The sequence below is a fragment of the Lentiprolixibacter sp. genome (assembly GCF_982873095.1).
Genome location: NZ_CEYNTP010000044.1, coordinates 1 through 14473 on the forward strand (window position 1 = coordinate 1; position 14473 = coordinate 14473).

The window sequence follows — 14473 nt, forward strand, 5'->3', positions numbered from 1 at the left end:
TGCGCGCACTTAAGATCTCCTTTTTTATTCTTTTGGGTGTGGGCGCTGCATTGTTCCTTTTAAAGGGCACCTTTTCGTTTACAGGCCTTAATGATGCCACCTATCTCAGGTATTACGGGGAGGAGATCATGACGATGATACGGCGCGATCGTGAAACGGTTTATACGTCAGACCTGATTCGCTCTATGATCTTTGTGCTCCTTGCAGCTTTCATCGCCTGGCTTTACCTAAAAAACCGATTGAAACTTACCCCCATGGTAGTGCTCCTTGGGCTATTGGTAATAGTAGATCTGGTAGGGGTCAACCTTAGGTATGTAAACAAGGACGATTTTATCCGAAGGCGTCTGGCGTCTGAACCCTTTACAGAACAGGCTTTTGATAAGCAGATTAGGCAGGATACATCGGTTTTCCGCGTGTACGACCCCCAGGAAGGCATTAACGGAGCCAGGACGTCCTACTTCCACAAATCGCTTGGCGGATATCATGCGGCAAAGCCCAGGGCAACCCAGGAACTTTTTGATTATCAAATTTATCAGGGCAACCTGAGTATTCTCGATATGCTGAATGTAAAATATGTAATTCAGCGCAATGAAGAAGGGGCTTACGCGGTTCAAAACCCAAATGCCCTCGGAAATGCCTGGTTTGTGAAGCAGCTGATACCTGCCAGTTCAGCCAATCAGGAGATGGAGTTATTAAAAAACCTCAATGTAGCGGATACGGCAGTTGTAAACACCACCCAATTTTCCGAGCTGTCAGGGACAAGTTCATTTGTAGTTGAAGAAACTGCAGAAATAAGTCTGGTAAATTACCTGCCCAATCATTTGGTTTACGAAGCTTCCAATCAACATGATGGCCTGGTGGTATTTTCAGAACTCTATTATCCCAAGGGTTGGAAATCATATATTAACGGGAAGGAAAGTCCGCACTTTCAGGTGAACTACGCCCTGAGGGGAATATTGGTTCCGGCAGGGGAGAATCGTATAGAATTCAGGTTTGAACCTGAAGTTGTGGAAACAGGCTCACAGATCGCACTGGCTGGCTCTTTATTGTTCGTCCTGATAGCCGCAGCCGGCCTGATCTTTACTTATCGGAGGAGAAGGGATAATAAAGCAGCAGCATAACCTATGCGTAAAGTGCTGATCATATCATATTACTGGCCCCCGTCAGGTGGACCCGGCGTACAGCGTTGGCTGAAGTTCGCCAAGTACCTTCCGGAGTTTGGGATTGAGCCCGTGATGTACACCCCTTCCAACCCAGATTACCCCATCGAGGATACTGCTCTATTAGAAGAGGTTCCAAATGGTATAAAGGTGTACCAGCATCGCATTTTTGAACCCTATCGCTACGCCCGCATCTTTTCAGGGAACCAGGCAGACAGGATACGTTCCGGGATCATCCCCGTGAAGCGACAGTCTACCACCGACCGTTTCCTGTTATGGGTGAGGGGTAATCTTTTTATTCCTGATGCCCGGAAATTCTGGGTAAAACCCTCCGTCCGTTACCTGGAAAATATAGCTCAAAAGGAGTCATTTGAGTCCATAATCACCACAGGGCCGCCGCACAGTGTGCATCTTATCGGATTGGAGCTGAGCCGAAGCCTGGGAATACCCTGGCTGGCTGATTTTCGGGACCCATGGACCAGCATAGGCTACCACAAACAACTCAAAATGGGTCCGCGGGCCAGGCTAAAACACCAACAGCTGGAGCGCACGGTGCTTACTACAGCAGACACAATTGTGGTTACCAGTGCAACCACAAAAAAGGAATTCGAAAGGATAACTACAAAGCCTGTTGTGGTTATCACCAATGGCTTTGATACCGGATATGAAGAACCTGAACCCCTGGACAAAAGTTTTACCATTTCGCATATCGGCTCTTTGCTCAGTGAGCGTAACCCCACAAATCTATGGGAGGTTTTGGGGGAGTTGGTACGCGAGAACACAGAATTCAAAGAACGGTTGCGCCTTAAACTCATTGGTGTGGTTGGCAGTGAGGTGCTGGATAGCCTTTACGCTGCGGGCCTGAAAGACCATGTTGAAGTCTTGCCCTATGTGCCGCATACGAGAGCGATTCAATATCAAAAACAAGCCCAGGTGCTGCTATTGCCAGAGATCAACTCCGCGGAAACAAAAGGTATCTTGCCGGGAAAACTTTATGAATACCTTGCAGCCAAAAGGCCCATTCTGGCCATAGGCCCTGAGGAATGGGAAGCGGCGACCATCGTTCTTAATACCGGTTCAGGTGCAGCCTTCGATTATGAGGCAAGGGCTGATTTAAAAAATGTACTTTTGAATTGGTTCAACAGCTACCTGTCCGGTACGCTGGAAGTAAAAGGTTCCCGAATTGCGCAATACAGCAGGAGGGAATTAACCCGTAACTTGGCAAATCTCCTCCATGGGAATCGTATTTAGACAATCCCTAAACAATACCCTGGTAACCTACCTGGGATTTGGTATTGGGGCGATCAACACCCTGTTTTTGTATACCCGTTTCCTGTCGGAGGAATACTACGGGCTTGTGGGGGTTATCTTGTCTACTGCAACCTTGCTAATGCCCATAATGGCACTGGGTGTTCCCAACACCCTGATCAAGTTCTACAGTCGATTTTCCGGAGAAGATGCCAGGAGGTTTCTCGGGCATATGCTGTTCTTTCCCTTGTATATCATTATCCCATTGGCGGTCGTAAGTTATCTGGCAAATGAGGCAATAGGGGCGTTCCTTGCCAATAAAAACCTAATCGTGGAGGACTATGTCTGGCACATTTTCCTGATAGGTTTGGCCATGGCCTATTTTGAGGTCTTTTACTCCTGGTGCAAAGTGCAGATGAAATCAGTGTTCGGCAACTTTATGAAGGAAGTCTTCGTAAGGGTAGGGGTTAGCCTGCTTTTGTTGTTGCTGTATGCCGATAAAATAAGCGTTACGGTATTTCTGAATGCCCTGGTAGGTCTCTATATCCTCCGAACGTTGATCATGAAATGGGTGGCGGTTGCCATGGAATTTCCAAAACTGCCCTTTGGCAGCAGGATCATTACCCGTGAGATCATCACTTATAGCCTGCTGATCATCCTTGGGGGGTCAACAGCAATAATTTTATTGGAAATTGATCGCTTTATGATCAACCAGTATATTCAGATAGAGAACGTAGCCTATTATACCGTTGCTGTGTTTATTGCCACGGTGGTAGCAGTACCCTCCCGTGCCATGCACCAGATCACCCATCCGCTTACCGCAGAAATCCTCAATCAAAAGGATGATGTCCGTCTGAAAAGCCTATATAAAAAGAGCTCGCTTACCTTGTTCATAGTGGCAGGCATGATTTTTTTGCTGATTATCATGAATTTGCCGGACCTCTATGCATTTCTTCCCGAGAATTACCGTGGAGGGTTTCTCGTGGTGTTCCTGATCGGACTCTGTCGCGTATTTGATGCGTTATTGGGAAATAACAATGCCATACTGTTTAATTCTAAATATTACCGGACCATTTTGCTTTACGGTGTCTTATTGGCCGTGATTACTATTGTTTTAAATGTGATATTTATCCCCATTTACCAGACCACCGGGGCTGCCCTTGCCACTTTTATAGCCATAACCCTGTATAACTCAGCCAAATTGCACTTTGTATGGAAAAAGTTCAGGATGCTCCCGTTCACCAGGGAAACCGTTAAAGTTTTGGGTCTGTTATTGTTTCTTGGCGTTCTGTTTTATGCCCTCCAGTTTACCTTTCATCCCTTATTGAACATTATCCTTAAAAGTGCCCTGATGCTTCTCATGTATGCTGGCGTGCTCTACAGGTTTAAGATATCAGAAGACTTGTACGGGGTGTTCTCAAAATGGAGAGGGGAATAAAAAAAGCCCCGCAGGGACGAATCCGCTGCGGGGCTTAAACAACTAACCAACCTAAAAACTATCTATCTTACAAAGATCTTCTTCCTTTTGCAGAAGTCCGGCTACTTTTGGAGCGGGTTGCTGACCGCTTGCTGACGGTGCGCTTCGGGCTTTTGCTTACTACCCTGCTCCTTGAGCGTTTATCGACCGATTTGTAAGCAGGCTTCCTGCTGGTCGACCGGTTTGTGGCGACTTTGGCCCGGCTACTTCTCTTTGCTGGTGCAACGCGCTGCGTCCTTGTTGTTTTGGCACTTCGCGTTACCTGCCGCTGCCCTTTGTTGGCAGAGGACCGCTTAACCGTACGGGTCCTTACCACCTTGTCGCTCCTATTGCTGCGCTGGGCTGTGGCCTTGCTGCGTACCGTTCTTGCGGGAGCAGTTTTTCTGCTCACTGCCTGACTTCTGTTATTCCTAGCAATTTTCTTATTTCCTCCACGCCTGGTCGTTTCACTACGATAGGTCGTGCTCCTCCTGCCCTTTACGGCATTATCCCTTCTGAAGGTACCTGTGTTATCACGGTAGGTGTCCCTTCGTCCCCGGTTGTCGCGTACGGCTACCCGGCGATCGTTTCGGTAGATCCTGCTGCGCTTTTCCCAACCGCGGTTGTAGCGGTAGTCCCGTCCTATACCTACATACGCACGTCTGTGGTTGTATCGGTACGGTCTGTACCAGGTATATCGAACTGGGTTGTAGAAGCGTCTGTAAGGACGATTGTAGACCAGACAGAATCCTACAGCAGGCCGCACGAAGAAGCGGTGGAACGGTCGGTAGACATAATACCTGTTATAGATATTGATGAATCCGGTGTGGTACTGGTATACTCCAAAGTTGTTGTAGAATACCCGCATGCCACCAATTCTTCGGACTCTGCCGTTGCGGTACCAGATATTAACATCACCAATCTGTGAGACCCTACCATAATAGTCATAGTAGACAGGTATATTTTCAATTTGTACAACAGCACCATAGTCGTCATACTGTACAAAGGGGTTGTAATCAAAACCGGAGTTGAAAGTAACTCCAACAGGGCCTACGCCTACGCCGGCAGACACATTTACCCGGTTGTTCATGTAAAAGTCGAACTCGCCATCCGGATATACGGAGAAAGTAATCCCATTATGTACGAAAATAAAGGAGTTGTTATATCCATATCCATTTCGGATGACATGACTGTTTTCTGCGGTAGCAGCCGTGGTACTCATTGCACCGATAAAAAGGGCTGCGATTAAGAGTACAAAATGTTTCATAATAATAGGTTTTACTGTTACCGAATGCAACTATTTACATTCGACTTACCTAGACCAAACAGCGTGCCAAAAATTAGTGTAACAACATAAATATCTGAAAATCAATTATATAAAATGATAAAGAAAAGCGAAGTAGGCGATGAGGCGGACTATTTCAACTGTGAAGGAAAGGATAAGTAAGGTGACTAACGGGACATTTCGGCCTATTCCTGTAATTTGGGTTTCAGGTATTTTGCCGTATGGCTTTCAGGGTTCAGGGCTACTTCTTCCGGTGTGCCTGCTATTAACAGTTCACCTCCGCGATCTCCCCCATCAGGTCCCAGGTCGATCAGATAGTCTGCACACTTGATGAGCTCAATATTGTGTTCGATGACTACTATGGAGTGACCGCGATCTATAAGAGCATCGAAGGATTTTAATAGCTTTTTGATGTCGTGAAAGTGCAAGCCGGTAGTAGGTTCGTCAAAAATGAAAAGGGATTTCTCCTTCGAATGCCCCTTAACAAGAAAGGAAGCAAGTTTAATTCTCTGGGCTTCCCCCCCGGAGAGGGTAGAGGAAGACTGACCCAGGGTAACGTAGCCCAGTCCAACGTCCTGTAGAGGTTTGAGCCTGTCTGTGATCTTCTTTTGGTTGTATTTCCTGAAAAATTCGACCGCGTCATCAATGGTCATGTTGAGGACATCGTCAATGTTTGCGCCTTCAAACCGGACCTCCAGGACATCCTTTTTAAAGCGTTTTCCTCCACAAACGTCACATTCCAGATGGACGTCGGCCATAAATTGCATCTCCACAGTGATCTCCCCCTCCCCCTTACACTTCTCGCATCGTCCCCCGTCCACGTTGAAGGAGAAATGTTTGGACTGGTACCCCCTGATCTTGCTTAACTTCTGGGAGGCAAACAAGGCGCGGATTTCGTCATAGGCCTTAATATAGGTCACCGGATTAGAACGGGAGGACCTGCCAATGGGGTTCTGGTCAACGAATTCCACATGTTTCAGGCTCTCTACATCTCCCTCCAGGTCAGAATAGTGCCCTGCTTTTTCCCCGTAACCCCCAAGTTTTTTCAACATTACGGGGTACAATAGCCGTTTCACCAGGGAACTTTTTCCGCTGCCGGACACGCCGGAAATTACGGTGAGTACGTTAAGAGGGAAAGTTACATCTATATTTTTCAGGTTGTTTTCACGTGCCCCACGGATCACCAGCTGCTTTTTGCTGGTACGCCTGCGTTCCGGAACCGCAATCTTCTCGGTGCCGTTGAGATAGCCCGCCGTAAGGGAGGTGGATTTTAAAATTTCCTTCATGGGTCCGTGTGCAACTACCTCTCCACCACGGGTACCAGCTTCCGGACCAATATCAATAACCTCATCAGCCGCCAGCATGATGTCTTCGTCGTGTTCAACCACGATCACCGTATTGCCCAGGTCACGTAGGGATTTGAGCACTGCGATAAGGTTTTCTGTGTCTTTGGGATGAAGGCCTATACTAGGTTCATCCAATATGTACATAGAACCCACCAGACTGCTACCAAGTGAGGTAGCCAGGTTGATCCGCTGACTTTCCCCACCAGACAGCGAATTGGATTTACGATTCAGGGTCAGGTATCCCAGTCCAACCTGTTTCAAAAATCCTAGACGTGTGGTGATTTCCTTCAATAACCTCTTGGCGATTTGATTTTCATAATCACTAAGGGTGAGTTCGGTAAAGAAATTGCTCAGTTGTTCAATGGACAGTTCTACCAGATCCGAAATCGCCTTACCGCCAACTTTCACGTAATTGGTCTCTTTACGAAGGCGTTTTCCGCCACATTCCTGGCACCTGGTCTTACCACGGTATCGGGAGAGCATCACCCGGTTTTGGATCTTATAGCTCTTTTCTTCCAGTTTTTTGAAGAACCCATTGATTCCTGTGAAATGGGCATTTCCGTCCCAGACCAGCTGTTTCTGGCTTTCACTTAATTCATACCAGGGTTTGTGGATGGGAAAATCGAATTTATAGGCTGAGTTTACCAGCTGGTCGCGATACCAGCTCATACTTTCGCCGCGCCATGGAAATACCGCATTTTCATACACTGAAAGGGCGGTATTGGGAATCACAAGGTCTTCGTCTATCCCAATGACATCCCCGTAACCCTCACAGCGGGGACAGGCGCCATAGGGGTTGTTAAAACTGAAAAGGTGAACGTTGGGTTCCAGAAAGGAAAGCCCGTCCAATTCAAACAGGTTACTGAAGGTATGCGTTTTTCCGGTGGCCAGGTCCGAAATCAAGCAGCAGCCTTTTCCTTCAAAAAAGGCATTGTCAACAGCATTGGCCAGCCGATTGAAAAAGTCCTCATCTTCTTTCTTTACGATCCGGTCTACTACGAGATAGAAATCGGGCCCGATATCCTCGGGGGCATCTTCAATGCGAAGCACTTCCCCTTTGTACTGAATTCGCGCATATCCCTGTTTGGAGAGCAACGCCAGAGATTTAATGGGGTCCCGGTCTTCAGGGATATGAATGGGTGCCAGTAAGAGCAGCTTATGGCCCTCGGTGTACCCGGTAACATGGTCAATGACGTCACTTACCGTATGTTTTTTTACCTGCTTTCCCGAGATAGGGGAGTAGGTCTTTCCTATCCTCGCATATAGCAGCTTCAGGTAATCGTAAATCTCAGTGGTGGTCCCAACCGTAGATCTCGGATTCGTGGTATTAACCTTTTGTTCAATGGCAATAGCCGGGGCAATACCCTTAATATAGTCTACTTTGGGTTTATTGAGTTTACCCATGAATTGACGCGCATAGGCGGATAGACTTTCCACGTAACGTCGCTGACCCTCTGCATAGAGTGTATCAAAGGCAAGGCTGGATTTCCCGGAACCGCTCAGACCGGTAATTACGACAAGCTTGTTGCGGGGAATAACAACATCAATATTCTTGAGGTTGTGGAGATTGGCCCCTTTTATAATGATATTTTCTTTGGGATTTATGTCGGTAATCGCCGTCATCTTCGTCTTTGAAAGTGCAAAGATAAGACATGTTCCCATGAATAGCCACTGGGATAGTTCTTGTAATTAATTCGATCAAATGCAGGCTAAGATTTGTTTCTAAGGTGAGAATTTTTCTATATTTGAGATATCGAACTACAAATCCAGCGCCTATAGCTATACAATTACTTTTTTGATTTATTGCCTAAATAATTGACTTCCTTTCAGTTAGGAAAGGCACCCAAGTTGAACCAAAAAAGTAATTTGTATGGAACTACAGATCGAAGACTCGGTACTAGTGCGAGACTACATGAGTGGTGATGAGCGAGCCCTGGAACTTCTAATCAACAAACATAATCAACGCCTCAGCAGTTTTATCTATTCCAAGGTAAAGGACAGGGAAGTAACGGAAGACATCTTTCAGGATACATTTATGAAGGTGATCCGGACCCTGAAGCGAGGATCCTACAGTGAAGAAGGGAAATTCCTGCCCTGGGTAATGCGCATTGCACACAATTTGATTATCGACCACTTCCGCAGGAATATGCGTATGCCCAAATTCCAGTCCAATGGAGACTTCAACATCTTTGCAGTGATCAGTGATGAAGAGATGAATGTAGAGAGCCAGCTGATCAAAGACCAGATCGACTATGATTTGGTACAGTTGATCGATGAGCTTCCCGAAGACCAGAAAAAAGTACTTACAATGCGTTTGTACCAGGACATGAGTTTTAAGGAAATAGCTGAAAATACGGGGGTTAGCATCAATACCGCCCTGGGTAGAATGCGCTATGCCCTCATCAATATTCGCAAGATTATTGACAAGCACGATATAGTTTTAACGAATTAATCCGTTTTAGGTCGACTAAAACCATGGTTGCCATAACACTTCCGTTATTTAGATATAACAATAGTGATTATGGAACATATTTACACTCAAGATCAAGACCGTTGTAAACTAGTCTCAACGCGGCCCCACAGAATAAAGTTTCTTTTGGATTATTCAAAATCCCTGAATGTGGTTACCCATAACGGGATGGCTTTTGAAAACAATTTGAATTAGGATTTACCCGTCGTAAACGAAATGGTTTGGGAATCCCCTGAGTTTTTGCTCAGGGGATTTTTTGTATACGGGCGTAGAACTCCTGTCTGGACCTCAATTAAGGGGTTGAAGGAAACTCCTTTTTAGTGCTTTTATTGTACGTATTTTCTTAAAAACGGGTGTTTACATCAAAAATCCGGGGTTTGACAACATACTTTTTCCTTCAGGGGCCCATTTCTCTACTTTAGTTCTGGATTTAAACACGAATAATAGTCAGAAATCAAAAACAGATCCTCAGCTTCGGCAAAGGGCAAATAACCAGAAATACTACCATGGAATACCAAAACGACGACTCAATCTTAGTTCAGGATTACATCAGTGGAGATGAAAAAGCCCTGGAGGTACTCATCAATCGACATAACCAAAGGATTACCAGCTTTATCTATTCAAAGGTATTAGACAGGGATATTGCTGAAGATATATTCCAGGATACCTTTATTAAAGTAATTAAAACACTCAAGAAAGGGACGTATAGCGAAGAAGGTAAATTTTTGCCATGGGTGATGCGCATCGCACACAACCTTATCATTGATTATTTCCGCAAGAACAAGAGGATGCCAAGGTTCGAAGGAAATGAAGAATTCAATATATTCTCTGTATTAGGAGATGATAAGCTAAATGCTGAGAAGCAGCTTATCAAAGATCAGATAGACAGTGACCTTTCTAAACTCATTGAGGAGCTGCCCGATGATCAGAAGGAAGTCCTGGTTATGCGGATTTACAGGGACATGAGTTTTAAGGAAATCTCTGAAAATACTGGTGTTAGCATCAATACGGCCCTGGGCAGGATGCGCTATGCCCTTATTAACCTCAGAAAGATCATAGAGCGGCACAATATTGTGCTCACCAACTCCTGATAAAAGATTCTTTTTCGCGGAGCAATAAATCCATATTAGTCGCGTTATTTTAACATAACTAGACTATTATCGTATGGAAAAAATTTACTCTACAGAAAAAAGTACCTGCAAACTGGCTAAGGCGCGGCCCGAAACCATTCAGTTTTTACTGAGTTACTCGCGCTCCCTGAAGCCCTTGAGATACAAACGATTTGTTTTTGAATCCAATATGAATTAAAAAAAGCCGGTTTATCCGGCTTTTTTCTTTTTCAGGTATTCCTTTATTACGGATTTCCTTCCAATGGTCCTGGTGATTATATCTTTCTCAAGGTCCCACCCCCTGGCTGGGGAATATTCCCGTCCGTACCAGATGATCTGTAAATGAAGTGCATTCCATAAAGATTTGGGAAACAACCGCTTAGCATCCCTTTCTGTTTGTACTACATTTTTACCGCTGGAAAAACCCCAACGGTACATCAGTCTGTGGATATGGGTGTCTACGGGGAATGCCGGAATACCGAAAGCCTGAGAAACGACCACGCTCGCCGTTTTATGTCCCACCCCGGGAAGTTCCTCCAGGAGTTCCAATTCCTCAGGAACCTGACCAGCATAACGCTCGATCAGTATCTTAGACAAGCCATGTATCGCCTTGGATTTGGAAGGGGAAAGGCCAACAGGTCTGATGATCTCCCGGATTTCATCCACTTCCAGTTTTGCCATATCCCAGGGGTTGTCTGCCTTCTTGAAGAGGAGGGGAGTGATCTGGTTGACCCTTACATCTGTGCTCTGTGCCGAGAGTAAAACAGCGATCAGTAAGGTATAGGGATCACGGTGGTCTAATGGAACCGGGATCTCCGGATAGAGCTCATCGAGTATTTTTATAGTAAATGCTACTTTTTCGGCCTTTGTCATTTTTGTACTTTTGCACTTTCTAAAGGAATGCGAAAATAATTAAAAAATTGACTATGAACACTTTGAAAGCCGGGGATAAAGTACCGGAATTTGTCTCCATGGACCAGGACGGAAACGAAGTAAAACTCACTGATTATCAAGGTAAAAAACTAATAGTTTTCTTTTATCCCAAAGCCAATACACCTGGCTGTACCGCCGAGGCCTGCAATCTACGCGACCACTATGCTGAGTTGCAGGAGGCAGGTTACGAATTACTGGGAGTTAGCGCTGATTCTCAAAAAAAACAAAGCAATTTCAGGGATAAATTTGAATTTCCTTTCCCTTTGCTCGCGGATGAGGACCATACCGTGATCAATACGTTTGGTGTCTGGGGCCCTAAAAAATTCATGGGACGTGAATACGACGGCATCCACAGGATGACGTTCCTGATTGACGAAAAAGGTGTGGTTGAACGCGTGATTGAAAAAGTAAAGACAAAGGATCACGCGGCGCAGATCCTGTAATGCCCGCTGCCGATAAAAACAAAGCCTTGAATTGATCTGTTCAAGGCTTTTTTTGTTTATTCCATTTTTTCGGCCAGGGCACCGCTCATGAAAAGTTTCTTTTCTTTGATGAGCTCTGGAATACCCTCTGGGAGCATTTCCTCCCATCCTTCCTCACCATTGATGATCTTTTTAAGGACATCTCTTGAGAAAATATGCATGATCTCGGGATCGTAATCGATGATGTCCATAACTTTTCCATTGTATTTGAAGAACTTGTAGAGCTCTTTCATCCTTGGGTGGACCTTCACGTTGTTGCTCGTCATCACCTGTCCGGTTTCCGGATTCTTCATAGGGTAGAGGTACACCTTGAGGTCTTTGAAAAAGAGTTTTCCGAAGGCCTCCAGGATGCCACCACTAAGGTGGCGGTAGTACTTCTCATCAAAAATATCCACAAGGTTGTTGACCCCCATGGTAAGCCCTATCCGCGCTTTAGTATAATTGCTGAAGTATTCTACCAGTTTGTAGTATTCCCTGAACTTGGAGATCATCACCTGGTGGCCAAGGGAGCAAAGCAACTCTGCCCTGTCCATAAAATCGCGCTCATCAATCTCTCCGGAGGCTTTAAGGTTGTCCAGGGTGATCTCAAATATAACAATGGTCTTTTCCTCTTCTACGGTTTGTTCCCGAATGAAGATCTCATAGGATTTCCGGAACATGTCCTCATTCACCTTGGTCACCGGCCGGAAGCTTCCCCTAAGGGCCAGGATGTTCTTCTTGTAAAGGATGGCGGCAGGGAGCAAGTTGTTGCCATCAGGACCGAACATCACGGCATCAGTCATGTCATTCCGGATCAACTGAAGGCTCATGAGTCGGTTATCAACCTCCTTGAAATTAGGACCAGAAAAATTAACCATATCTATTTCCAGGGTATCCCGGTCAATATGGTCATACAGGTATTTCAGTAATTTCTTGGGTTTGTTGTACTTGTAAAATGCCCCATAAATCAGGTTAACCCCTACAATCCCAAGGGTCTCCTGCTGCAGGCGCGCTTCATTTTGTTTAAAACGAACGTGGAGAATAATCTCGTCAAATTCCTTCTGTTTCGGATCCAATTGGAAACGGATCCCAACCCAGCCGTGGCCTTTGTATCGTTTGGAAAAGTCAATGGTGGCTACTGTATTCGCATACGCAAAGAACAAGCGGTCCGGGTGCTCCTTGCGGCTGATGCGTTCCTCCGTGAGGCGCATCTCGTGTTCGAGCATTTTCTTTAACCGGCTCTGAGTGACATAGCGCCCGTCTTTTTCTACGCCGTAAATAGCATCACTAAAGGCCTTGTCATAAGCACTCATGGCCTTGGCAATGGTCCCGGATGCGCCCCCGGCCCGGAAAAAATGCCTCGCAGTTTCCTGTCCTGCACCAATCTCAGCAAAAGTGCCATAAATGTCAGGATTCAGGTTGATCCGAAGTGTTTTGGCTTTGATTGAAGGTACATTCTCAAAGGCCGGATCTCTCTTAAAAATTGACGCCATTCGTTGCCTATTCTTAGTGAACAAAGGTAATAAGAATGGATAAGCTATTAAATAAATAAGTTATAAATTTGAATTAAATAGACGACGGGTTGAAGATCACATTTTTGGGTACCGGTACCTCTCAGGGGATCCCTGTTATTGGGAGTTCCCATCCTGTCTGCCTCAGTGAGAACCCCAAGGATAAAAGACTCCGCGTCTCAGTGATGATCTCCTGGGACAACTACAACTACGTGATTGATTGCGGTCCGGATTTCCGCCAACAAATGCTTACTCATAAAGTAGCAAAACTCGATGGCATCATATTTACCCATGAACATGCGGACCATACGGCAGGTATCGATGATATACGCCCATTTTTCTTTCGTCAGGGAGACATTCCTATTTATGCCCATGATCGGGTAGTAAGCGAGCTCAAACGCAGGTTCGATTATATTTTTGCTGATGAAAACAGGTATCCCGGGGCGCCTGCAGTTCAGGTAAACCTTGTAGAGAAGAATACGCCTTTTATTCTTGGTAACATGGAAGTAGTGCCTGTTGAAGTATTCCACAATCGATTGCAGGTTTTTGGATATCGTGTGGGAGACTTTGCTTATGTGACCGATGCCAAGTCGGTAGCACCGGATCAATTAATGAAGCTAAAAGGAGTTAAAGTACTTACATTGAACGCTTTGCGAAAGGAGCCACATCATTCACACCTGAATCTGGAGGAAGCCTTGCAACTGGTGGGTCAGGTGGCGCCGGAACGCACATATTTTACCCATATTAGTCATCATATGGGATTTCACGACGAGGTAGAGAAGGAATTGCCGGAACATGTACACCTGGCCTATGATAACCTAATTGTTACGATTTAACATGAAAAGTAGAATTTATCTTTATTTGTTTGTTTTTACCGCCTTGATAGCACTTTACCTGGCCATTAGCAGTAATCGTCAGGTACAGAGCAGTGAAAAGCTGCTTAAGAATATGGAGGTAAATATGGAAAAGTTGGGTGACAGTTTGCAGGAGGCCCGATTAGAGGTGCTAGATATGCAGTACTTTTCCCTGGAGAACAATGATGATGCCCTGGCTTATTACGATCACCTGGGATGGGAAGATCCTGCGCGATATATAGCCGATAAACTTCTGGAAACCAATGAGCAAAAAGGGGATAACCCCCTGGTTCCCTATGAGGGAATGGAAAACAGTTTCAAGATCAACAAGATCAAGATCCTTAATCATAAATGGATAATCGCGGATTTCTCTGATGGCAAGTTCTGGGGTGAACTGTTTATCAACTATGAACTCAAGGATGACGGGAGTGTTGATTTCGTTCTAACGGACCATTTGTTGTATTCCCGTAACTAGTACAGACGCTTTTTCAGCCAGCTGTTGAAGGAGTGGAAGTTTTGAGGGGAAACCCCGTGACCCACAGGATACTCTTCAAAAGTTACCTCAGCCTTCAGGTTTTTTAGCAGGTCCTGGGAATTGTAGGCCCATTCTGGAGGTATCACCTGGTCTAGCTGCCCGTGC

At 45.5% G+C, this 14473-nt stretch carries 12 protein-coding genes; 8 read left to right on the plus strand and 4 right to left on the minus strand.

All coding sequences use genetic code 11. The annotated features are described in order from the left end of the window. The 3 genes from AC4E7D_RS04470 to AC4E7D_RS04480 form a co-directional block, all read left to right on the plus strand. Positions 1–1121 (plus strand): YfhO family protein (locus tag AC4E7D_RS04470; RefSeq protein ID WP_490172609.1); only part of this gene is annotated, 1121 nt, incomplete at its 5' end. Between the two features lie 3 nt (positions 1122–1124). Beyond that, the gene (locus tag AC4E7D_RS04475; RefSeq protein WP_490172610.1) at positions 1125–2411 is read left to right on the plus strand and encodes a glycosyltransferase family 4 protein; all 1287 of its coding nucleotides are present in this window, start codon (positions 1125–1127) and stop codon (positions 2409–2411) included. Continuing rightward, on the plus strand, positions 2395–3846 hold the full coding sequence (locus AC4E7D_RS04480) for an oligosaccharide flippase family protein (protein WP_490172611.1): 1452 nt from the start codon (positions 2395–2397) through the stop codon (positions 3844–3846). Before AC4E7D_RS04475 ends, AC4E7D_RS04480 begins: the two co-directional genes overlap by 17 nt. Before the next feature lie 67 nt (positions 3847–3913). Here AC4E7D_RS04480 and AC4E7D_RS04485 read toward each other — a convergent pair whose 3' ends face one another. Further along, positions 3914–5131, minus strand: a complete 1218-nt coding sequence (locus AC4E7D_RS04485) for a hypothetical protein (protein WP_490172612.1) — start codon at positions 5129–5131, stop codon at positions 3914–3916. A 203-nt stretch (positions 5132–5334) separates the two neighbouring features. Further along, the gene (uvrA, locus tag AC4E7D_RS04490; protein WP_490172613.1) at positions 5335–8118 is read right to left on the minus strand and encodes an excinuclease ABC subunit UvrA; all 2784 of its coding nucleotides are present in this window, start codon (positions 8116–8118) and stop codon (positions 5335–5337) included. A gap of 247 nt (positions 8119–8365) precedes the next feature. On the opposite strand from uvrA, the gene AC4E7D_RS04495 reads away from it, so the two are divergent. Together AC4E7D_RS04495 and AC4E7D_RS04500 are read left to right on the plus strand one after the other, a co-directional pair. Beyond that, on the plus strand, positions 8366–8947 hold the full coding sequence (locus tag AC4E7D_RS04495) for an RNA polymerase sigma factor (RefSeq protein ID WP_490172614.1): 582 nt from the start codon (positions 8366–8368) through the stop codon (positions 8945–8947). A gap of 524 nt (positions 8948–9471) precedes the next feature. Beyond that, positions 9472–10056, plus strand: coding sequence for an RNA polymerase sigma factor (locus AC4E7D_RS04500; protein ID WP_490172615.1), 585 nt, complete (start codon positions 9472–9474; stop codon positions 10054–10056). 228 nt (positions 10057–10284) lie between these two features. Here AC4E7D_RS04500 and AC4E7D_RS04505 read toward each other — a convergent pair whose 3' ends face one another. Continuing rightward, on the minus strand, positions 10285–10947 hold the full coding sequence (locus AC4E7D_RS04505) for an endonuclease III domain-containing protein (protein WP_490172616.1): 663 nt from the start codon (positions 10945–10947) through the stop codon (positions 10285–10287). Positions 10948–11000: 53 nt separating this feature from the next. Between AC4E7D_RS04505 and bcp the strand changes: the two genes are divergently transcribed. After that, the gene (gene bcp, locus AC4E7D_RS04510) at positions 11001–11450 is read left to right on the plus strand and encodes a thioredoxin-dependent thiol peroxidase (protein WP_490172617.1); all 450 of its coding nucleotides are present in this window, start codon (positions 11001–11003) and stop codon (positions 11448–11450) included. 56 nt (positions 11451–11506) lie between these two features. Here bcp and AC4E7D_RS04515 read toward each other — a convergent pair whose 3' ends face one another. Continuing rightward, entirely contained in the window at positions 11507–12961 is a 1455-nt protein-coding gene (locus AC4E7D_RS04515) for a TonB-dependent receptor (protein ID WP_490172618.1), read from the minus strand. A gap of 89 nt (positions 12962–13050) precedes the next feature. Between AC4E7D_RS04515 and AC4E7D_RS04520 the strand changes: the two genes are divergently transcribed. Both AC4E7D_RS04520 and AC4E7D_RS04525 read left to right on the plus strand, forming a co-directional pair. Then, positions 13051–13815, plus strand: coding sequence for an MBL fold metallo-hydrolase (locus AC4E7D_RS04520; protein ID WP_490172619.1), 765 nt, complete (start codon positions 13051–13053; stop codon positions 13813–13815). Between the two features lies 1 nt (position 13816). Beyond that, the gene (locus AC4E7D_RS04525; protein WP_490172620.1) at positions 13817–14308 is read left to right on the plus strand and encodes a hydrolase; all 492 of its coding nucleotides are present in this window, start codon (positions 13817–13819) and stop codon (positions 14306–14308) included. Positions 14309–14473 lie beyond the last annotated feature (165 nt).